The organism is Idiomarina sp. Sol25, from assembly GCF_033052775.1.
Classification (GTDB): Bacteria; Pseudomonadota; Gammaproteobacteria; order Enterobacterales; family Alteromonadaceae; genus Idiomarina.
Genome location: NZ_JAUPEW010000001.1, coordinates 362,930 through 384,245, shown reverse-complemented (window position 1 = coordinate 384,245; position 21,316 = coordinate 362,930). Strand labels below are relative to the sequence as shown.

Genomic DNA, 21,316 nt, shown 5'->3' with positions numbered 1-21,316 from the left:
GGGAAGTCAGTAATGGCCAAGTTTTTTATAAATCGCCCAATATTTGCCTGGGTTCTCGCGTTGCTGACCATGATGGCCGGTGCAATCGCGATGCTGCAGCTCCCTATTGCTCAGTATCCGACCATTGCGCCACCAGCGGTCGAAATTCAGGTAAGTTACCCGGGTGCTAACGCCGAAACCGTTTCAAATACCGTAACCAAAGTTATTGAACAGAATATGACAGGCGTCGATAACCTGCTCTATTTCTCTTCTCAGAGTAACTTTGGCAGCGCTACCGTCAGTCTGACTTTTGCTTCCGGAACCGACCCTGATATTGCTCAGGTGCAAGTTCAGAATAAACTTTCTCAGGCGACCCCCCAATTGCCTCAGGCAGTTCAGGCTCAGGGAATTACCGTTAGCAAAGCGAGTAGCTCATTCTTAATGGTAGCTGCGCTCGTCGCCTCAGACGACCGCTACTCTCAAACCGATTTAAGTGACTATATAGCGTCCAATATTCAGGATCCTATAGCCCGTACAACCGGGGTTGGTAACGTTCAACTCTTCGGTTCACCCTACTCGATGAGAATTTGGGTCGACCCTTCCGCGTTGGTTAATTACGGCCTGACAATGGCCGACCTGAAAAGCGCCATTCGGACACAAAATGCTCAGGTGGCAGCCGGTGAACTGGGCGGCACACCAGCCGTCGAAGGTCAGCGTCTTAATGCGACAATTATCGCACAAACTCGTATGTCGGATGTTTCTGAGTTTGAAAACATCACCTTAAAAGTATTGTCTGATGGTTCGCAAGTCCGACTTAAAGACGTCGCTGAAGTCGAAAAAGGTGCAGAAAACTACTCTATTCAGGCCAATTATAACGGTAAGCCGGCAACAGGTCTGGCAATTAATCTACAAACCGGGGCTAACGCTCTGGAAACAGCCGATGCAGTAAAAGCGCGAATGGCTGAGCTGGAAGAGTTTTTCCCTGATGGAATGGAATTGGTTACAGCTTACGACACCACTCCTTTTATCAAAATTTCGATTTCTGAAGTGGCGCAAGTTTTAATAGAAGCCATTATTCTGGTCTTCCTGCTTATGTTCGTTTTTCTTCAGAACCTAAGAGCCACTTTAATACCCACTTTAGCAATACCGGTGGTTATTCTGGGCACCATGGGCGTACTCGCGCTAGCTGGCTTTTCAATTAACACTCTGACCATGTTCGGGATGGTGCTCTCCATCGGCCTGTTAGTTGATGACGCCATCGTCGTTGTAGAGAACGTTGAGCGCTTAATGTCTGAAGAGGGCTTGTCACCCAAGCAGGCAACGATTAAGTCGATGGGGCAAATTACCGGAGCACTTGTTGCTATCGGTGTGGTTATGGCTGCGGTATTTGCACCTATGGCCTTCTTCCCGGGTGCCACCGGTGCCGTTTACCGACAGTTTTCACTGACCATCATTACCTCGATGGGTCTGTCTGTCCTTGTTGCTATTGTGTTCTCACCAGCATTGTGTGCCACCCTGTTAAAACCTGTTAAGCACGACAAAAACAGTGGCTGGGGACCGCTTGGCTGGTTCAACCGCACCTTAGAGAAATGGACCGACAAGTACACCAATGCCATCCACTCAATTTTACGCCGTACTGTGCGGTTTGGCGTTCTTTACCTGGGTATTATTGGCATTTTGGTATTTTTATTTATGAAGCTACCATCGGCTTTCTTGCCCGAAGAAGACCGCGGTGTATTTTTGACTCAAATGCAATTACCGGTTGGCTCTACGCTCGAACAGTCTGTCAACACCATGGATAAAATAGAAAACTACTATCTCGACCAGGAAGATGCGGTCCAGTCAGTATTTTCTGTTGTTGGTTTCAGTTTCTCAGGGCGCAGTCAGGCTAATGGTATCGCTTTTGTGCGGCTGAAAGACTGGAGTGAACGTGACGAAAGCCAGCATGTTGACGCCGTTATTGGCAGAGCTTTTGGTTTCTTTGCTAGTATTAAAGAGGCGATGATATTTGCCTTTAACCTGCCACCTATTCCGGAACTCGGTGTTTCCAGTGGTTTCAACCTGTTCCTGCAGGATCGCGGTAATCTGGGTCATACCGGTTTGCTCGAAGCCCGTAACCAGCTGTTGGGTATGGCAGGACAGAACGAAAAGCTAGTGCAGGTCCGTCCAAACGGACTTGAAGATGCACCACAGCTGCGTATTGATATCGATTTTGAAAAAGCTCAGGCTTTGGGACTGACTATTGCCAGTATCAATGAAACCTTAAGCACAGCCTGGGGGTCATCCTACGTTAACGACTTTATCGATCGGGGCCGGGTTAAAAAGGTCTATCTGCAGGGCGAAGCAGAATCGCGTATGTTGCCTGAAGATATCAACGAATGGTATGTCAAAAACAATCAGGGCGACATGGTGCCATTTAGCTCATTCTCGAGTTGGGAATGGACCTATGGTGCCCAGCGAGTCGAAAGCTATAACGGTGTTTCTGCAATGGAAATCCAGGGGCAGGCAGCCCCAGGAGTCAGTACCGGCGAAGCCATGATTGAAATGGAAAAGATGATTGCGAAGCTTCCTCCGGGAATTGGTTTCGAATGGACTGGTATTTCTTTACAAGAGCGTCAATCTGGTGATTTTGCGCCTATTCTTTATAGCGTATCGCTGATTGTTGTGTTCCTGTTCCTGGCAGCCCTGTACGAAAGCTGGTCAATACCATTTTCAGTCATGCTGGTTGTCCCCCTGGGTATTCTGGGTGCAGTCGTTGCTGTCATGCTTCGCGGTATCTCTAACGATGTTTACTTCCAGGTAGGTCTGTTGACAACCGTTGGGGTGTCGGCAAGGAACGCCATACTAATCGTTGAATTTGCGAAAGACTTGCAGGCTCAGGGTAAAGAACTACTGGAAGCCACGCTGGAAGCCGTGCGCTTACGTCTGCGCCCTATTCTTATGACGTCCTTAGCCTTTGTCTTTGGTGTTATGCCTCTGGCGCTAAGCGATGGTGCTGGCGCTGCAAGCCGTAATGCCATTGGTACCAGTGTTATAGGCGGAATGATTGGCGGTACTGTACTGGCGATCTTCTTCGTACCGTTATTCTTCTATGTTGTACGGCGAATATTCCCGCCGAAACAAACGGAAGAATAACAGATAGCAGACACAAAAAACCCGGAGCTTAACTCCGGGTTTTCTTTTTAAAACGACGCTTATTAGGCCGCTTTTTTAAAAACTAACCTCTTTTGTCCACCGTAGCTCAACAAGAAAACTAAACCTTCCGCTAATGGCTTACCAATAAAGGGCGTAACACCAAGGTAGCGGAACGCCTCCGTAAGGCCGTAATTAGCAGCCACTAAGACAACGGCGAGACAACTGTATTTAGTTGCATCCCAGGCAACATGAGCCCCTTGTTTGAATACCCATTGGCGATTCAGAGAAAAATTGAATACCCCAGATATAACTCGAGCCAGAACAATAGATTCCAACACCTGACCGGAGAAAAAGTAAGCTGTCGCAAAAATCGAATAATCCAAGCCGGCAGACAGAATGCCGATACTGGCAAACTTTAAAAACTTTTGGTAGATTTTTATCGAGTCGATTACTGGTCGGTAATGACTTGTTTCATTACCCTCTTCATAAACCGTGGTTATTTCCTGAGAATTTATCCGATAGCCGCAGCGCTTAGCTGAAAGCAGCATTTCCAGCTCAAACTCATAACCGGAACTGGTAAAATGGACTAAGTGTTCAAGAAAGCCCAAAGGTATTCCGCGTAATCCTGTTTGGGTATCTTTAATGTCCTGCCCCGTTACCAGCCGAAAAATAACCCGGGTAAATTTATTACCGAGCCTGGAGCGGAAAGGAATGTCTTTTTCATCAAAAGTGCGGCTACCCAGCCATAGCTTATCCGGGTAACCTTTTAGGCAAGTACAGATAGCAAGAATGTCTTTCGCCAAATGCTGACCGTCTGCATCAGCTGTAACGGCACCAGAACAACGTTCATCACGTTGCTTGATGATCCAGTCAAATGCCGTGCGCAACGCCGCGCCTTTTCCCTTATTTTGCTCATGGCTTAAAACATGAACGCGATGGCGATCAGCCAGTTGCTCAAAAACGTCGGAGAAGCGACTACCGTCATCAACAACGATAATACCCAGATAGTGACTCCATTCTGGATCTTCAGTAGTAATTCTATCAATAAGCTCCAGCAAGTGCTGGTCGGGATCCAGCGCCGGAATAACAATATAAGGTTTCTTCATTCCAGCTCTGGACCTTTGTTTCTATGGTTTTTTATCCTGATCTTCTTTGACTTCGTACTCTCCATCAATAACCGATCCACGGTCTTCCTTATTATTTTCATAATGTTCTTGCTGTTTTTGATGCTGCCGCTGTTGCTCCTGATAATGCTGTTTCGCTTGTTTACGCATGCGCCAGACCTGTTTAATAGTATGCCGTTGACGCCACATAACCGGAATCATCAGCACAAATAAAACGGCGGCGATGACCATGCCAAAAGCCAGTCCAAGGCCTATCAGAACCAATAACAAAAAAAGGCCCAGCAAACGGCTGAGCCAATTACCGGAGGATGAACCTCCGGTACGCGAACCCTGGTTGAAACGGACATAAACTTTATCACGTTTATGAGTCATAACTGCTCCTAAAAAATGACTGCAAAGCTAAGACAACATAAGGTACTGACCGTTCCTACCAGGTTATCTTAACGTCTATTTACGCATATCTTCTGTTGCTTTACGTGCCGCTTCAAATTCATTACCGGGTGCCCATTGAGGCCATTCACGTGAGTTGGCTAACTCGTTACCGATTGAATAAAAAACGGACATATCCTGCTGTACACCACGTAAATCCCAGTTTTCATCAAATTCATCAGCTGGCTTGTGATAAGCATCGCGGTTAAATATAGCACGTTGCTCTTCAGTCCACTCCCGGCCTTTTTCAACATGGTCATTACCGCCTTTAGCGTAAAGCATTGGAACACCTCTTTTCGCCAGATTAAAATGATCTGAGCGGTAGAATGAACCCACTTCAGGAGTTGGCTCAGGTGCTACATAACGATCTTGGGCCTTTACGTAGCGTTTCAAGTAGTCTTCCATAGAAGAATTGCCATAACCTACGACAACCATGTCTTTCATTGGACCATAAACATTCATAACGTCCATATTGATACCGCCAACGGCTTTGCCCAGCGGCAGCATTGGATGCGACGCGTACCAGTCAGAACCAAGCAGACCACTCTCTTCTGCACCGACCGCAGCAAACACAATAGAGCGCTCTGGTTGTTGCCCTTTGGCAAACTGCTCAGCCATAGCCATTAATGCAGCCGTGCCCGAGGCATTATCCTGCGCACCATTATAGATAGGATCATCTTCACGCACCGGGTCGGTGCCCAAATGATCATGGTGAGCCATGTAGATAACGTGCTCTTCCGGATATTTAGAACCTTCAATGTAACCAATAACGTTATTGGTATCTAAATATTCAAATTTGTTTTTAACCGTCAATGAGGCTTCAATATTCAGAGGTTTAGGCTTGAAGTCACCGCTTAATGCCAGCTCCCGCATTTGCTCTAAATTTTTACCAACACTAGCAAATAACGCGTTAGCGCTTTCTTCTGTCACCCAACCTTCGATGGCTGAGCGATCCATATTCTTATTTTCGCGTTTTAAGTCAAAACGTACTGGAGAACCGCCAGCAATAACGCCCCAACCGTAACCGGCTGGACCTGTTTCGTGTATTACAAACGCGGCTTCAGCGCCCTGTCTCGCGGCTTCCTCAAATTTATAAGTCCAGCGTCCATAATACGTCATCGCATTACCATTAAAGAGCTCTGAATCTCCGGTGGCATAGCCCGGGTCATTCACCAGCATAACAACGGTTTTACCTTCAACATCCAATCCTTCGTAGTCGTTCCAGTCATATTCAGGAGCAACAATACCGTATCCGACAAAAACGACGTCGCTGTTTTCGACCTTAACTTCGTCAACCACACGCGGTGTCCACGCCATCATTTCAGTACGATACTTCATTGACTCGGGTGCTGACTCACCATCAAAGTTCAGAGAACTCACTTTATAAGGCATCAGTTTGACTAGCGGGACAGGCTGACGGTAGCTGTCATTTTCCTGGTCATAAGGTTTTAAGCCCCACTCGCGGAAATGATTTTCAATAAAACTAACCGCTTTTTCTCCACCGGCTGACGCGGGCGCCCGCCCTTCAAACTCGTCAGAAGATAACGTCTTTAGATAATCCCGGTAATTGGGGTTGAAAGCTGAGTCCTGTATGTCGGCAACGGCTTTATCTGTTTCTTTATTTGATTCGTCTGCCGGTCCGCAGGCAGCTAAAGCACTTAAGCTCAGTGCTCCCAATATCGCGTACTTCATGGTTTCTCCTTTTCTATTACTCTTCATTATTATTCCTTATCCTATTTTTGCTTACAGCTCTCGCTCTCAGCTTTTCTTAATTGATCGCCCATGCGAATATCATGCTCAGCAAAGAATCCACCATTGACCTCAAGCACACTCCAGTAGTTTTTCCCCGGAGAATAGCTTCGGCATTGCGTTGGATCATCGCTGCGGCAAGGTCGCATCGTGAAAGTTTTCACAATACGGCCTTGTCGATCAAGGTAAGCAATATCTAATGGAATTAATGTCTGGTACATCCAGAAGCCACTGTAGCCGGGGCGCTCATTGCCATAACGGAACCACATCCCGTTGTACTCGCCCAGTGACTCTCGCTGCATTAACCCTCGCGCTTGTTGCTGCTGATTATCCGCCAACTCGACGGTTAAAGGTTGTTCAAGCTCACCCAGGCAAACTTCGGTTTTATCAAATTCTTGTGGTTCAGGAACATTCCATTGTTGCGCCATACCGCAAAAAGGTAAGGCGCTGATTAACATAAAAAGCACTCGATAGTTCATTCGCTTGACCCTGTCGTCATCAATGACTCTGATTTTGTCCTATCCAGTGGGAGATCGCAATTCAAACCTCAGCTTGAACAGGACAGTTCAGAGATCTGCTCCTCAGCCGTTGGCGGTTTAGCCCATGGGCTTTCACTTAAGCTCTCAGCAAAAGGGTTCGTTAAAGCCTGCATATAGTCGTGTAATAACGAGTCGTCACCCGCTTCTGCTGCATCTATTACCCGCTGCGCGTGGTGTGTTCTGACAATAACCCAAGGGTTAACTCGCTTCATAACATCAATATTACTCGTTCCGTTTACGGCGTTATTGTATTCCTGCCACCAGCTCTCACCACTTTGTGCCAGTAGTCCTCTCGGCTCTTTCGCTTCAAGCGAATCAATCAAGTCACGGAACGCTAAGTGATAATCGGCCTGGTTCACCTCCAGCAGACTTAACCAGCCACCGACCAACTGCATTCTCTCGTTGACAGGTACTGACGACATACCCAGACGTTCTGTCATTCGATTTAAGTAAGCTTTTCGAAGTTCGGGTTCGTAAGTGTCCAGCGCCGCCCGCAATTTATCCGCCTCAATTAAAGGACTAACGGCCTGAGCCAGGCGCTGTAAATTCCAGAGCCCGACTCCCGGTTGTTGCAAAAGACCGTAGCGTCCGCCTGCATCCGTATGGTTAAAAATCTTTTCGGGCTGGTAATCATCCAGAAAGGCGTAGGGGCCAAAGTCGAACGTTTCACCCGCTAAACTCATATTGTCAGTATTCATTACACCATGAATAAAACCATAAGCCTGCCAGGCTGCAATCATCTCAGCAGTACTTTTTACCACCTGCGAAAACTGTTCCGCGATATCCGCACTTGCTAAATGTGGCCAGGCCACTTCTATGGTGTCCTGCCAGAGGTGTTGCATGGTGTCTTCCAACCCCCGATGAAAACAATGCTCAAAGTGACCAAAGCGGACATGCGTAGTCGCTGTGCGGGCAAGCATCGCACCGGTTTCAACCCGCTCCCGTTGTATCTTCCCTTGTGTCGAAATTAATGCCAAAGCGCGCGTTGTCGGAATATTTAGCGCGTGCAGCGCTTCACTTGCCAGTAACTCCCGTATAGAAGAGCGCAGCACCGCCCTGCCATCTGCCCCTCGGCTGTATGGGGTTGGTCCGGCACCTTTTATATGAATATCGGTTATTCTATCCGCTACTACAGCCTGACCCAGGAGCAAGCCCCGGCCATCGCCTAAATAAGGGTTAAAATGCCCAAACTGATGCCCTGCGTATTTTTGTGCAACAGGCTCACTTCCCGGCCAGGACTCAAGCCCTCCCAACCACTGAGACAATTCAGCCGGCGGCGTTTCTCCATTGGTTAATTCAGCCCATAACGGGCTATTTAACCAGCGTAAACTTACCTCGCCGTCGGGTTTTACTGGTTGGCGAGTTGTAATTTCCGGGAACTTACGGGCAAAGCGGTTATCAAAAACTATTGGCATACATCCTCCTGCTAAATAGATTGTTACACAGTCAGTGAGGCTTGCATAACTCATAATAAATCAGCTAAGGTCGCAACGTTTGGCCACTGGCAGCAAAGGAAGCCCCATGCAACTTCATTCTTTACGACGTATCACCGCAATAGGCGGTGGCCACGGTCTCGGCCGGGTACTGTCGACGCTGTCGTTTATGAAACATAAGTTAGTCGGTATTGTAGCAACCACAGATAACGGCGGTGCAACCGGTTTGTTACGTGAGTCACAACACTGCATTGCCTGGGGTGATATCCGCAACTGCCTGTCACAACTTGTTGAACAACCACTCGCGGCCGAAGTCTTGAATTACCGTTTCGATTGCACATCGTCACTGCATGGCCATAACTTCGGTAACTTGCTGCTTTATACACTGGATCAGCTCAGTGCCCGCCCGTTAGATGGTATACAGCTCTTAAGTCGCTTACTGAACGTCGATAATCGTATACTTCCTATGTCGGAATGCCCAACCGATCTCATTGCAACAACCAACGACGGTATTCAGTGTCATGGTGAAATACGCATTGATAAACTTCCGGTTATGCCACGCAAGCTGTCTTTGTCCGGCAGCGTTACTGCAACCCCCGAAGCAATACGCCATATTCGAAGCAGCCAGTTAATCTTGCTGGGACCGGGAAGTTTTATGACTTCGGTTATGCCACCGTTACTCGTTAGTGGTATTCGTGATGCCTTGCGGACAACTCAGTCCAAAGTGGTGTTTATCGATAACCTGGTAGATGAAAACGGCCCTGCTGGCGAGCTCAGTTTGGCTGAAAAAGTTGGCTTTATCGAAAAGCAATTGGGTAAACAGGTTGTCGACTTAGTGTTGAGCAACAAAAAAGAAAATGATCTGAAACTACCCGTTATTGGCGGTTTGCAGAGCGATGAAAACGTCTACTACCGCCATAACACGAACAATTTATTAGCTAAACTAGAAGAAGCCGCTAAACAACTCCTGGTAGAGAGCGCTTAGCCGCCGTCAGCTGAAATACGCGAAGCCACCGCGCTGTGCTGATCCCGATATTTAGCATCTTCACGCTTGTTGTAAGGCCTTGCACAAGGGCCACTGAGCTTCTCAAAACTAATAGCGCCTATCTTCATACCCGCTCGTAATGCCAAAGGTAACTTGCCGCTATTAAAAAACTCCAGAACAATTTGTCCTGACCAGCCCGGGTCAATGCGGTGAGCCGTTACATGTACCATCAATCCTAAACGCGCTAATGACGAGCGACCGTCTAACCAGCCCACCATATCGGCGGGTAAGGTAATAGATTCGTGTGTTACCGCTAAAGCAAATTCGCCCGGGTGAATAAAAAAAGCCTGGTCGTCTTTAAGTACAATTTCATCACTCATGACTTCCTGAATGGCCGCTTCAATAGCTTCGCGCGAGCCGCTAATATCAATAAAAGGTGCCGCATGATCCTGCAGCACACGAAAATCGTTTCCTAAATGAATATCCAGTGTAACGCCTGAGATATTATTGGCTTGGGGTGCAGGTTCGACACCTATAATTCCATCTTTCAAATGCTGTTCTATTTCAGTGTCGTTTAGGCGCATCGTTCATCGTTCTCCGTGTTGTCGTTTAAGACCTTAAGGCCAGTACTATAACGAATTTTCTTGCTGATAATAGAGGTTTGCTGCAACTTGTTGCGCTGAATTTAAAATTAGCTGACTTAACGGGTGTTCCGGCTGTGCTAACAATAGTGGTGTATCACCATCCAGACTCTCGCGCAGCTCGCTGTTCAAAGGCCATTGACCCAATAACGGTAAGTTGTGCTCAGTAGCCATAACCGCGCCGCCGTTCTTGCCAAAAACCGCATCTTCATGTCCACACGACGGGCATTGATAAAAACTCATGTTTTCCAGTATGCCTGTAAGCGGAATATTCAGCTTCTCAAACATAGCCACACCTTTCTCTGCGTCTTTAAGCGCCACAGTTTGAGGTGTGGTGACGACCACAGCACCCGTTACCGGTAACTTTTGTGCCATGGTCAGCTGAATATCACCGGTGCCCGGCGGCATATCCACAATAAGATAATCCAGCGCCGGCCAGGCCGTGTCTTTGTAAAGCTGCTGCAGAGCACCACTGGCCATAGGGCCTCGCCAAATGGTCGCGTCATTGTCTTCAACCAGGTATCCCAGCGAATGCACATGCAGTCCGTGGCGCTCTAAAGGCATCATTTTATTGTTCGTAGTCAGCTCCATCTCTGAGCCGCCACCGCCAAGCATGGTCGGAATGGATGGCCCGTAAATATCGGCATCCAGCAACCCAACCTTAGCGCCTAACTGCGACAAAGCTAATGCCAGGTTCACACTCACGGAGGATTTCCCGACTCCACCTTTGCCGGAGGAGACAACAATGACATTACCCGTGGTAAGAGGTAGTTCCGGCTGTGAGTTCTTCAATTTTTTTATCTGACAGTTGAGCTGCCAGTCAAACTCGCCCAGTTCAGGATCCTCCTGTATGGCTTTGAGCAAGAACTCATCAGCAACAAAAGGCAAGTTCAATACCCGTTGCTTACCGGAGCCAGTTACCCAGTCATCGGGAATACCATTGGGCAATAAGGGGTGAGTAAAATCTGTCATCATCAACCTCGGGGATCTGTGTATCAGCCAAGAGCTATGCTAACATGAGCGGCATAAAACTTTGGGGTTTACATTAGATTAATCAACAAAACGGAAGCAGATTTTCGCATGAGCCAATCCGCACGTAAAATACTGGTTACCAACGCACTGCCTTACGCTAACGGACCTATCCATATCGGTCACATGTTAGGTTATATTCAGGCCGATATATGGGTACGCTTTCAGAAGCTGCGCGGCAATGAATGCCATTTCGTCTGTGCTGACGATGCGCACGGCACACCTATTATGCTCAAGGCCCAGCAGCTTGGCATAACGCCTGAACAAATGATTGGCGACATGCAACGCTCGCATGAATCCGATTTTAGTGATTTTTTAGTCGGTTTTGACCACTACTACAGCACACACAGTGACGAGAACCGTGAGTTGGCTGAGACTATCTACACGCGTCTCGATAAAGCCGGTCATATTAAGACCGAAGTCATTGAACAGCTGTATGACCCTCAAAAAAAGATGTTCCTGCCCGACCGCTTTGTAAAAGGCGAGTGTCCGGATTGTGGCGCAGAAGACCAGTACGGCGACAACTGTGATGTTTGTGGCGCAACATACGCACCAACCGACCTGAAAAATCCAAAGTCAGTAGTTTCTGGTGCAGAACCCGAACTGCGGGAATCGGAACACTACTTCTTTGATCTACCGGCATTTGGTGACATGCTAAAAAGCTGGACACGTTCCGGTTCATTGCAAAATGAAATGGCGAACAAGCTCAACGAATGGTTTGAACAAGGCCTGCAGCGTTGGGATATTTCCCGCGACGCGCCCTACTTTGGCTTTAAAATTCCCGGCACCGAAAATAAATACTTTTACGTCTGGCTGGATGCACCCATAGGTTACATGAGTAGCTTTAAAAACTACTGCACAACCACAGGCAAAGCCGACTGGGACACTTATTGGCAAGCCGACAGCGAAGCCGAGCTTTATCATTTTATTGGTAAAGACATCATCTATTTCCACAGCTTATTCTGGCCGGCCATGTTAAAAGGCGCCGATTTCCGTCAACCAACCAATGTCTGGGCACATGGTTTTATTACGGTTAACGGGACTAAAATGTCTAAGTCTAAAGGGACATTCATTAAGGCTCGCACTTACCTTGAGCATCTTGACCCGGAATATCTGCGTTATTATTTCGCAGCCAAGCTGACAAGCCGTATTGATGATCTGGACTTAAACCTGACCGACTTCGCCCAACGGGTCAATTCTGATCTTGTTGGCAAGGTAATAAACATTGCCAGCCGCTGTGCCGGTTTTATTCAGAAAAAATTCGACGGTAAGCTTTCAGCTAACGTAGCTGACTCAGCATTGCTCGAAGACTTTCAGTTAGCCGGTGACAACATAGCTGAACTTTATGAGAAGCGAGAGTTTTCGCGCGCCATGCGCGATATTATGGCGCTGGCTGATCGCGCTAATCAGTACATTGCCGATAAAGAACCCTGGCAGTTAATTAAGCAGGAGGGCAGCGAGCAGGAAGTTCATGAAATTTGCTCGTTGGGTATCAACCTGTTCCGGACGTTAATGATTTACCTGGCTCCGGTTGTACCAAAATTAACTGAAGAAGTGCAGCACTTCTTGAATGATACGTTCACCTGGGAAAGCCACAAAACGGCTTTAACGGAACACCCGATAAATAAATTTAAAGCGCTTATGCAGCGTGTTGAAATGGACGACGTAAACGCCATGATTGACGCATCAAAAGAAGAACAAGCTTCACAAGCCCCTGCTGTGGAAGCTAATAACGACGAGTTGAAAAAAGAACCCATTGCCGATGAAATCAGCTTTGACGATTTTGCTAAAGTCGATTTACGCGTTGCCCGCATTGCAAATGCCGAGCACGTTGAAGGCGCGGATAAGTTACTGAAACTCACATTGGATCTAGGTGGTGAAACGCGTCAGGTATTTGCGGGTATCAAGTCAGCTTATGATCCTGAAGCATTAAAAGGTCAATTAACTGTTATGGTTGCTAACTTAGCACCTCGCAAAATGCGTTTCGGTTTATCTGAAGGTATGGTACTTGCAGCGGGTCCGGGTAAAGATGAAATCTACATTCTTAGCCCACACGACGGCGCTAAGCCAGGCATGAGAATAATGTAATCAGCAGGGCTGCTAGTCCATTGATATAATGCGACAACCTAAAATAAAATCACCGCTGTTGTCTTCCAGTCTCTGACTGCGAACGACTTCAGCGGTGATTTTTAATGGAGCTACCGAACCAGACGAACCAATTTCGGCAAATAAACTATCGCCAATTTCTGCACTTGCAGGCAACTGTAAAGACAAACCCGCCGCGCTTAAATCCAGACAGACTCCCTGTAACTGCTGCTCTCCCCTTTCATTTTTAAGAGTAACCTTTACATCCGCATTAACTGCCATTCGCATAAAGTGTCGATTTTCCGGGGATTCCAGCATTTTGCCCTCTTATTTGCATATTAAGTGTAAATCTTACTTAAGTTTTAGCATGCTTTTGCCGATAAAAAAACATTATCGGATAACATGGAACCGTCATCATGGTAGAAGCGAAGTTTTCAATTGGTCAACTTATTACACACAGCCTTTACGGTTACCGTGGCGTGATTATTGATGCTGACCCGTGCTTCACGCTATCTGACAGCTGGTACAACAAAATGGCTACCTCTAAACCGGCAAAAGATCAGCCTTGGTATCATATTTTAGTTAACAACTCGTCAATTCAAACTTATGTTAGCGAAAGCAGCTTAGAAGCTGACTTTTCAGAACAAGCAATTCAACACCCGATGGTTGATCTGTTGTTTTCGGGAAAATCCGCCAGCCAATATAAGCTGTCCGAAAGCCTCAACTGAATTTGCCGATGCCCAATGCTACAGTTACCATAGACTAAAATAGCTTAAGAAGGGTAAGACAATGGCAGAAGAAACGATTTTCACAAAAATTATCAACCGTGATATCCCTGCGGACATTATCTACGAAGATGACAAGGCGCTTGCGTTTAAAGACATAAATCCACAAGCCCCGTTCCACTGTTTGGTCATTCCCAAACAACCTATTGCGACAGCAAACGACATTAATGAAGACAACGCTGCTTTGGTTGGTCACTTGTATGTGGTTGCAGCTAAATTAGCAGCTGAGCATAATTTTGCACAAGACGGTTACCGGTTGGTAATGAACTGTAATGAGTATGGTGGCCAGACGGTGTATCACATTCACCTACACGTGCTGGCCGGAAAACCAATGGGCTGGCCACCTTATACCGATAAGAAAAAAGAAGCGTAAAGCAATTAAGGGCGATACCGGGTATCAAGAATTTTATCAACAACCCAGGCATCGTCCCTCTTAATCAGTACCACATCACGGCTGTCCTTCGCTCTCTCACCGTTGTGATAGCCGTCAAAAATGACCGTTACTCGTAAATCTTCTGAATTATTTAAGTAATCGGTAAAAGAGTTGGTTTCCACTTCAATCTCAACCGTTTCAAAATAACGGCCAAGAACGTATCTCTGAACCGCACTAACCGCACCATAATGGTTAATTAAATCAGCCATTCGTTCTGAAGAAAGCTGCTTTGCCTGCTCTAAGTTTCTGTCCTTATAAATGGAGTTATAAAACCCCTCGATAACTTCTTCCGGCTGGGCTTGCGCATAATTTATCGGCTCATCGCCTCCGCATGCAGACAGCGTCATTACAGCAAAAGCCAAAATCAACAAGTTTACAATTTTCATCGCCTGCTATTCTCCTTTTGCCACGCCTTCACGACGTGGGTCAGCACCACCGATAAGAGTGCCGTCTGAATCAATACTGACTCCGTGTAAGCCGCTATTTAAATCAATAACTTTGACGTCATGTCCGCGCTTTTCTAAAACCGCTTTCAGTTCACTTATGTCCCGGCCCTTTTCCAGCGAGGTGTAGTCATTACGATTGGTTACGTGGCCAAGATTGATGGCTTCCTGCACATTAAGGTTCCAGTCCAGCACACCAACTAATGTCTGACTGACATAATTAATAATTCGGCTACCGCCGGGAGAGCCTAACGCGTGCAAAACTTGTTCACCTTTAGCGTCCAGCACAATAATGGGATCCATGGAACTGCGGGGACGCTTGCCCGGCTCAACTCTGTTCGCATATTTTTCATTACCATCGCCTGGCGCCAGAGAAAAGTCCGTTAATTGGTTATTTAACAAGAAGCCGCCAGCCATGACCGTTGAACCAAAGCCCATTTCGATACTGGTCGTCATAGACAATACATTGCCTTCTGCGTCGACTATTGAAACATGGCTGGTATTTGGCAGTTCATAAGCAATATCCTGCTCATACTCAGGTTTTAACTGAATTCCCGGTTTTGCCTTACCCATGTCTTTTTCAGTAATTTTGTCTGCCCTGCTCGACAAGTAAGTTTTGTCCAGCATGGCTTCAACCGGCATCTCAACAAAATCCGGGTCAGCAATCCACTGGTTTCTGTCAGCATAAGCCATCCGCGACGCCTGAGTAAACAAATGCGCAAACTCTTCCGAATTCGGTTTAAGTTCACCTAACTCAAAGTTCTCTAACACTCCCAGGGTTTGCAATGTCGTAATGCCCCCTGAGCTTGGTGGCCCCATGCCGCAAACCTGATACTGTCGATATACGCTGCATACCGGCTCGCGCAGTTTAGCTTTGTATTGGCTTAAATCTTTAAGACTTAATACGCCAGGCTCTATGGTGCTGTTTTGTACCGCGTTCACGATCTTTTCGGCCAGCTCGCCCTGATAAAGTGCATCCGCACCCTGCTCAGCAATAAGACTGAGACTTTTTGCATAGTCTGGGTTCTTGAGAGTCGAACCGACTTTTAATGGTTCGCCATTGGGGAAAAAGTAATTGCTGGCTGCAGGCATTTTTTTCACACCAGGGTTAATTTCCATCTCAACCAACTTAGCCAGTCGTGGAGACACTTCAAAGCCTTGTTTTGAAAGTTCAATAGTTTGACTGAAAAGTGACGACCAGTCCGCTTTGCCCCAACGCTTATGAGCTAACTCCAGGCCGCGAATGACTCCCGGGGTTCCCACGGAACGGCCACCAACGACGGCATCAATCCACTTAGGCGCATTCCCCTCTTCATCCAAAAACAAAGACTCAGTAGCATCCATAGGAGCAGTCTCACGCGCATCTATGCTGTACAGCTTGTTCTCTTCGTTATCCCAATACAAAATAAACGCACCGCCCCCCGGCCCCGATGACTGAGGTTCAACCAGCCCCAACATAGCCTGTACGGCAATAGCTGCATCAACGGCAGAACCACCACGCTTTAATACTTCATAGCCGGCCTCAACTGCGTGCGGGTTAGCTGCGGCAACCATGAAATTATCGGCAGTCACCGCATTCTTTTCAGCAAAGCCGGTTGCGGCTTCCGGTTCACGGATTTCTTGTTCAGATACAGGCGAACAGGCAGTTAATACGCTTGCAGCAATTATTGTCGGTAGCCAGAACTTCATAAGGCCTCATTCATATTGGGAGGAATTTCCCCTATCATACGAATCAGAAACCCATGACGCAACGAAAAGGGAAACGAATGGAGAGGTTTAATCAATACTGGGCGGGGCTTATCCTTGTTCTGATTTTATCCGTTTTTTTACAGCTGATGCCTCAATGGCACTCGCTGTTGGCTTTTAACTCAGAAACAGTTATGGCTGAAGGCTGGCCATTGATTAGCGCCCACTTTATTCATTTAGACTGGTGGCATGCGTGGTTTAACTTCATTGGCCTCGCACTCATTGTCCTCATTTGGCGTGAATACTGGAGCACTCGGTGGCTAATAAACGCCTTGCTTATAAGCGGTGTTGCAACCTCGGTAATGCTCTGGATTATTCCCGTTAGTGTAAGCTTTGTTGGTTTGTCCGGTGTTTTACACGGGCTGCTTGCTTACTGCTTAATTAAGGACATTCGTTCGGGTAAAAAATGGATGTGGCTTATTCTGATTGCTCTTGTGGCAAAAGTCGGTGCCGAGTTACTGGGCTGGGAGCCGGAACATTTTGTTGGCGAGTATGTCAGCTACATTCACGCTGCAGGTTTAGTGAGTTCATTATTACTGTATAAATTAGAACGGCGCCGTATTAGTGACGCCGTTCCTCTGGATAAGTAAAGTTTGCTTTACTTAAGATTTTCTTCAAACAACTTAAAAATCCGACGGTATTCGTTCAGCCAGCTTTCGGGCTGACGAAAACCGTGCGGTTCGACCGGATAAATTGCCGTTTCCCAGTCTTCTTTTTTCAGCTCAATTAAACGCTGTACAAGACGAACACTGTCCTGGAAAAACACATTGTCATCAATCATTGGGGAATTGATAAGTAACGCATCTTCTAAGCCGTCAGCAAAGTAGATAGGAGAGCTACGACGATACGCAATAGCATCGTCCTGGGGCAAATTCAGAATGTTTGACGTATAGCCGGTGTTATAATGAGCCCAGTCAGTCACCGGACGCAATGCAGAACCGGCCTCGAATAATCCAGGCTCTTTAAACAAGGCCATAAAAGTTAAAAAGCCACCATAAGAACCACCATAGGTGCCTAATTTGTCGCCATCAACATTCAAGTCACTTTCTAAATACCCCGCAACGTCAACCAAATCTTCAACTTCCGGTGTTCCCATTTGACGGTAAATAGCGGTACGCCAGTCGCGTCCGTAACCTTTGGAACCGCGGTAATCGAGGTCTGCCACCACATAGCCATTTTTATTCAGTAAGCTGTGGAACATGAATTCGCGGAAATAGCCTGACCAACCCATATGCGCATTCTGCAAATAACCTGCACCATGAATAAACACAACCGCAGGGTATTCTTCGGCTCTGTTTTCATCAAAACCTTCAGGCTTATAGATACGGGTATAAATAGGCTCGTTCACGTGAGAAGACTCAACCCCGACCAGTTCAGGCGCAGTCCAGTCAATACTCAAAAACTTCTCCGAAACCGTATGCGTCAGACGCTTCGCCGTTTCAGAAGAATTCACCGCTTTATGATAAAGCTCAGGTGGCATTAAGGGCGTTGAATGAGTCAGCAGCAACTCGTCATCTTCAGGGCTGAGCTCGAATGCGGTCATGCCATCAAGGTCAGTCAAAGCTTCCGGTTCACCGCTACCATCGGTTTTCACCCGGTACACTTCGTAGATACCTGGATGTTCAATGTTCGCCTGGAAATACAGATAGTCTCCGCTACGGTTTAAGTCGGCAGACTCCACAACATAATGGCCTTTAGTTAACTGGCGCGTACTGCCATCAATGCTTTTCGCATACAACTGAGAGTAACCGTCAGCTTCCGACGTAAACCACAATTCGCCATCATTTAACCAGCCAAATTCGTTGTGGGTGTAGTTGATCCAGGCATCATCGTGCAAACGGTCTTGAGAAACCAACTTTTTACCGGAGGTGTCTACCGTGGCAAGCCAGCGGTCTTTGTTGTCCCAGGCTTCCAGCATGACGGCAACTTCGGTGCCCTGCGCGTTCCACTGAATAGCACCGTTATCCCAACCCCAGTCGGACATCAGAGTAATTGGACGCGGCTTCTCTTCAGAGGTGTAGCTTTCGCCTTCTGCTTCAAGGTTTTCGCGCTTCACTTCCGCCAGTACATCTTCGTTCCAGCCCGGTAACGTGTTGTAAGTTAAAGTAGACTGGCTACCGTTAGTTAAATTCAGAAGAACCAACTGATGTTCAACCGGCTTGGCATCAGCCACACGGCGACGTACGTTCTCACTTTTTACCCGGCCGTCTTCGCTGATGTAGTTCGGCATAATATCGCCTTCATCACGCCAGCTTTGCGGATCAGTAATGGCCACCAACAAAAAGTCACCTTTTGGTGACAAACTGGCCGATACCAACTCTTTATCTTCAGGTAAGTAGAAGGGTTCTGGCGCTAAAGTTGCGTTTTCCTTCTGCAATTTTGAACGCTTTTCAAAACGTTCCTCTGCTGCTTTGCGCTCTTTTTGCACGAACTGAATTAACGCTTGTTCTTCACGAGCAAGATAATCTTTCGGCTCTTCGTTTGCCTTAGGCTTTTCTTTAAAAGCTAATGAAGCAACCTGGCGGCTTAGGCCCGAATTCACGTCAATAACAAAAAAGTTATTCCCCTGCTGGTAACTTAACTGACCATTAGTCATGGGTTGCAGGTTGTGCTGGCGGGCATCGTCACGGGTTAATTGACGGAGGCTGCCATCATTAAAACGAACAAAAATATTGCCTTCAAAGGTATAAGCCAAAAAGCTGTCATCAGCTGCATGAACTTGTTCATCGGCCACATACTGATGCAAGTTTTCTACAGCCACTTTCTGTGGTTCACCGACACCATTTTCCAGCATCATCAAATCACGAATGTCGCTGCCTTCGCGCTTTTGATAAAAAAGAATGTCCTCACCGTCCATACTCCAGAAAGCCTGCTCCGGGAAACGTCCCATCCAGTCCGGATCAGCCATAATTTGTTCCATAGTGAGCTCGGCTGTTCCCTGCGCACTGGCAAGAGAGTTAGCTTGTAAGGTTGGTGCGTTTTTCTTCGTGTCAGCAGTATTCGTATTCTGAGGAGAGGTTGATGCGCAAGAGGCGACAAACAATGCCGCCCCAATGGCCATCACCAGACGTGACTTCACCATATTATTATTTTCCTTTTTAGGATCCCTGGATTACTGTGCATCCGCTTGATTTTCAGGCCGAGCCTGTTGCACTGCGTCAAGCGCCTGCAAACGTTCATGCACTGCCATCAATGTTGGATAAGAAGATAAATCCAAATTAAAGCGCTGCGCATTGTATACCTGAGGTATCAAACAGATATCGGCCAATGTTACCGAATTACCATAGCAATAATCACCTGCAGATTCGGTCAGCCGCTGCTCAAATGCGGTAAAACTTTTTTCTACCCAGTTTGCAATCCATGCAGAACGTTGTTCATCGCTACAGTTAAGCTCACCGGTTAAATACTGCAACACCCGTAAATTAGTGACGGGTTGCAGTTCGCAAGCAAGATCATAAGCCAACGCTCTAACTCTGGCTTTATCAGCAGGAGTAGAGGGCAGTAAAGGGGTTTCCGGGTAGCACTCTTCCAGATACTCAATAATGGCTAAGGACTGATTTAACCTAACGTCACCATCTATAAAAGTAGGAACCAACCGCGCAGGATTAAGCTTTCTATAAGCTTCACTGTGCTGTTGTCCGCCGTCTTTCACTAAATGCACCGGTTCGTACTCGTACGCCAGCCCTTTCAGGTTTAACGCAATACGAACCCGGTAACTGGCGCTTGAGCGCCAGTAGCCGTAAAGTTTCATCACTTTTCAGGACCTTCGTATTGAACAACTTTTTGGTTAATGGTGCCAAATATTGACTGACCACCATCATCTTTCATTTCCATTTTGATGGTGTCACCAAACTGCATAAACTGCGTCGCCGGCTTGCCATCACGAATGGTTTCAATCATACGCACTTCAGCAATACAGCTGTAACCAACACCGCCTTCTTCAATAGCGGTTCCGTGGTCAGTTCCCTGCTTATTGGAAACTGTACCCGAGCCAATAATGGCACCCGCTCCTAAATGACGAGTCTTCGCTGCATGAGCAACCAATTGGCCAAAGTCAAAGGTCATGTCTTCACCCGCATTAGGTTTACCAAAGGCTTTACCGTTGTACTCTGACAATAGCGGTAAATGAACCTTATTGGCTTCCCAGGCATCGCCCAGTTCGTCTGGTGTTACCGCAACCGGCGAGAAAGCTGAGGATGGTTTACTCTGAAAGAAACCAAAGCCTTTGCCCAGCTCGCCAGGAATAAGCCCGCGCAGTGATACGTCATTAACCAGCATCAACAGCTTAATATGTTGTCCGGCGGTTTTAGCATCAACACCCATAGGCACATCATCAGTAATAACGGCAACTTCGCCTTCAAAGTCAATGCCCCATTCAGTACTGCTCATTTCAATGTCATCGTACGGCGCTAAAAAGTCATCCGAGCCGCCCTGATACATTAAAGGATCTTCCCAGAAGCTTTCTGGTATTTCAGCACCACGTGCACGGCGAACCAATTCAACGTGGTTTACATAGGCACTTCCATCGGCCCACTGATACGCGCGAGGTAAAGGTGATTCACACAAAGCTTCATCGAACTGGACGCTGCCATCAACGTCACTGTCGTTAAGCTGCTGATAGATTTTTTCGAGCTTAGGAGCAATACCGTCCCAGTTGTCGAGCAACTCTTGCATGCAAGATGCAATGGCCGGAACCGCTACTGCCGAACTTAAATTTCTGCTGACCACCATTAACTGACCGTCACGAGTACCATTTCTGTATGTGGCGAGTTTCATAAGTT

Annotated in this window: 19 protein-coding genes; 6 read left to right on the top strand and 13 right to left on the bottom strand. The window is 47.1% G+C overall.

Going from position 1 to position 21,316, the window contains the following annotated elements:
• Positions 1-12: 12 nt before the first annotated feature.
• Complete coding sequence (locus Q5L94_RS01845) at positions 13-3,114, top strand: efflux RND transporter permease subunit (protein ID WP_317496791.1); 3,102 nt, start codon at positions 13-15, stop codon at positions 3,112-3,114.
• A 62-nt stretch (positions 3,115-3,176) separates the two neighbouring features.
• Here the strand turns inward: Q5L94_RS01845 and Q5L94_RS01840 are convergent, their stop codons facing one another.
• From Q5L94_RS01840 to Q5L94_RS01820, 5 genes are all read right to left on the bottom strand, one after another.
• Entirely contained in the window at positions 3,177-4,220 is a 1,044-nt protein-coding gene (locus Q5L94_RS01840) for a bifunctional glycosyltransferase family 2/GtrA family protein (RefSeq protein ID WP_317496790.1), read from the bottom strand.
• A gap of 21 nt (positions 4,221-4,241) precedes the next feature.
• Positions 4,242-4,610, bottom strand: a complete 369-nt coding sequence (locus tag Q5L94_RS01835) for a hypothetical protein (protein WP_317496789.1) — start codon at positions 4,608-4,610, stop codon at positions 4,242-4,244.
• 75 nt (positions 4,611-4,685) lie between these two features.
• On the bottom strand, positions 4,686-6,386 hold the full coding sequence (locus Q5L94_RS01830; protein ID WP_411161921.1) for a M28 family metallopeptidase: 1,701 nt from the start codon (positions 6,384-6,386) through the stop codon (positions 4,686-4,688).
• Between the two features lie 14 nt (positions 6,387-6,400).
• Positions 6,401-6,895, bottom strand: a complete 495-nt coding sequence (locus Q5L94_RS01825; RefSeq protein WP_317496788.1) for a DUF192 domain-containing protein — start codon at positions 6,893-6,895, stop codon at positions 6,401-6,403.
• 68 nt (positions 6,896-6,963) lie between these two features.
• Positions 6,964-8,370 (bottom strand): protein adenylyltransferase SelO, encoded by a 1,407-nt coding sequence (locus Q5L94_RS01820; RefSeq protein WP_317496787.1) that lies wholly within the window; start codon positions 8,368-8,370, stop codon positions 6,964-6,966.
• 106 nt (positions 8,371-8,476) lie between these two features.
• Here Q5L94_RS01820 and Q5L94_RS01815 point away from each other — a divergent pair, with 106 nt between their 5' ends.
• Positions 8,477-9,373 (top strand): uridine diphosphate-N-acetylglucosamine-binding protein YvcK, encoded by an 897-nt coding sequence (locus Q5L94_RS01815; RefSeq protein WP_317496786.1) that lies wholly within the window; start codon positions 8,477-8,479, stop codon positions 9,371-9,373.
• Here the strand turns inward: Q5L94_RS01815 and dcd are convergent.
• Positions 9,370-9,957: a dCTP deaminase gene (gene dcd, locus Q5L94_RS01810; protein ID WP_011233961.1), complete on the bottom strand. Its 588-nt coding sequence runs from the start codon at positions 9,955-9,957 to the stop codon at positions 9,370-9,372. The genes Q5L94_RS01815 and dcd overlap by 4 nt on opposite strands.
• A gap of 45 nt (positions 9,958-10,002) precedes the next feature.
• On the bottom strand, positions 10,003-10,986 hold the full coding sequence (gene apbC, locus Q5L94_RS01805) for an iron-sulfur cluster carrier protein ApbC (protein WP_411161929.1): 984 nt from the start codon (positions 10,984-10,986) through the stop codon (positions 10,003-10,005).
• 108 nt (positions 10,987-11,094) lie between these two features.
• On the opposite strand from apbC, the gene metG reads away from it, so the two are divergent.
• The gene (gene metG / locus Q5L94_RS01800; RefSeq protein WP_317496784.1) at positions 11,095-13,131 is read left to right on the top strand and encodes a methionine--tRNA ligase; all 2,037 of its coding nucleotides are present in this window, start codon (positions 11,095-11,097) and stop codon (positions 13,129-13,131) included.
• Between the two features lie 12 nt (positions 13,132-13,143).
• Here the strand turns inward: metG and Q5L94_RS01795 are convergent, their stop codons facing one another.
• Complete coding sequence (locus Q5L94_RS01795) at positions 13,144-13,446, bottom strand: PilZ domain-containing protein (RefSeq protein ID WP_317496783.1); 303 nt, start codon at positions 13,444-13,446, stop codon at positions 13,144-13,146.
• Between the two features lie 98 nt (positions 13,447-13,544).
• Here Q5L94_RS01795 and hspQ point away from each other — a divergent pair, with 98 nt between their 5' ends.
• Together hspQ and Q5L94_RS01785 are read left to right on the top strand one after the other, a co-directional pair.
• Entirely contained in the window at positions 13,545-13,856 is a 312-nt protein-coding gene (gene hspQ / locus Q5L94_RS01790) for a heat shock protein HspQ (RefSeq protein WP_317496782.1), read from the top strand.
• Positions 13,857-13,917: 61 nt separating this feature from the next.
• Positions 13,918-14,286, top strand: coding sequence for a histidine triad nucleotide-binding protein (locus tag Q5L94_RS01785; RefSeq protein ID WP_317496781.1), 369 nt, complete (start codon positions 13,918-13,920; stop codon positions 14,284-14,286).
• 5 nt (positions 14,287-14,291) lie between these two features.
• On the opposite strand, the gene Q5L94_RS01780 is transcribed toward Q5L94_RS01785, so the two are convergent.
• Complete coding sequence (locus tag Q5L94_RS01780) at positions 14,292-14,732, bottom strand: hypothetical protein (protein WP_317496780.1); 441 nt, start codon at positions 14,730-14,732, stop codon at positions 14,292-14,294.
• Between the two features lie 6 nt (positions 14,733-14,738).
• On the bottom strand, positions 14,739-16,478 hold the full coding sequence (gene ggt / locus Q5L94_RS01775) for a gamma-glutamyltransferase (RefSeq protein ID WP_317496779.1): 1,740 nt from the start codon (positions 16,476-16,478) through the stop codon (positions 14,739-14,741).
• Positions 16,479-16,531: 53 nt separating this feature from the next.
• Here ggt and rrtA point away from each other — a divergent pair, with 53 nt between their 5' ends.
• Positions 16,532-17,125 (top strand): rhombosortase, encoded by a 594-nt coding sequence (rrtA, locus tag Q5L94_RS01770; protein WP_317496778.1) that lies wholly within the window; start codon positions 16,532-16,534, stop codon positions 17,123-17,125.
• Between the two features lie 8 nt (positions 17,126-17,133).
• On the opposite strand, the gene Q5L94_RS01765 is transcribed toward rrtA, so the two are convergent.
• From Q5L94_RS01765 to Q5L94_RS01755, 3 genes are read right to left on the bottom strand one after another with little or no spacing between them, the layout of a single operon-like run.
• Positions 17,134-19,617, bottom strand: a complete 2,484-nt coding sequence (locus Q5L94_RS01765; RefSeq protein ID WP_317496777.1) for a S9 family peptidase — start codon at positions 19,615-19,617, stop codon at positions 17,134-17,136.
• 30 nt (positions 19,618-19,647) lie between these two features.
• Positions 19,648-20,286, bottom strand: a complete 639-nt coding sequence (gene maiA, locus Q5L94_RS01760; RefSeq protein ID WP_317497191.1) for a maleylacetoacetate isomerase — start codon at positions 20,284-20,286, stop codon at positions 19,648-19,650.
• A complete protein-coding gene (locus Q5L94_RS01755) occupies positions 20,286-21,311 on the bottom strand; it encodes a fumarylacetoacetate hydrolase family protein (RefSeq protein ID WP_317496776.1) in 1,026 nt (341 codons plus the stop codon). The genes maiA and Q5L94_RS01755 overlap by 1 nt, the downstream gene beginning before the upstream one ends.
• Between the last annotated feature and the right edge of the window lie 5 nt (positions 21,312-21,316).